This window comes from Capnocytophaga canis (assembly GCF_000827555.1).
Taxonomy (GTDB): Bacteria; Bacteroidota; Bacteroidia; order Flavobacteriales; family Flavobacteriaceae; genus Capnocytophaga; species Capnocytophaga canis.
Genome location: NZ_CDOI01000074.1, coordinates 1 through 614, shown reverse-complemented (window position 1 = coordinate 614; position 614 = coordinate 1). Strand labels below are relative to the sequence as shown.

Here is a 614-nt window from a genome sequence, read left to right as displayed (position 1 = left end):
TCGTTATCAGCTACGATGCTGTTTTCAACCGTGATCGTTACCGTAGCATCATCACAATTATCAGGGGTCGCTCCATTCTCACAAATTTTATAGGTCAACGTATAAACTCCACTCGAAACATTTGTTCCTACCGTTACTTTTCCGTTAGTAGCATCTATCGTAATGCCCGTTGGGGTAATGATTGGTGTAAGCGTTACCTCACCCGTACCTGTGCCTATAACCACAAACGTACCATTGAGCTTGTCATTACTAATAACCGTTTGCGTAGTCGTACCTCCCGATACTACCGTACCTAAATCATCATCTTCGGCAACTATGCTGTTTTGAACCGTGATCGTTACCGTAGCATCATCACAATTATCAGGGGTCGCTCCATTCTCACAAATTTTATAGGTCAACGTATAAACTCCGCTCGAAACATTCGTTCCTACCGTTACTTGTCCGTCGCCATTCAAAGTAATGCCCGTTGGGGTAATGATTGGTGTAAGGGTTACCTGACCTACTCCTGTGCCTATAACCACAGGCGTACCGTTGAGCTTATCATTACTAATAACCGTTCGTGTAGTCGTACCACCCGATACTACCGTTCCTAAATCATCATCATCGGCTAAAAA

1 pseudogene is annotated in these 614 nt (G+C 44.0%); it reads right to left on the bottom strand.

Annotated elements, in window-relative coordinates:
- A pseudogene (locus CCAND38_RS11830) lies at positions 1–614 on the bottom strand (hypothetical protein); the annotation flags it as partial.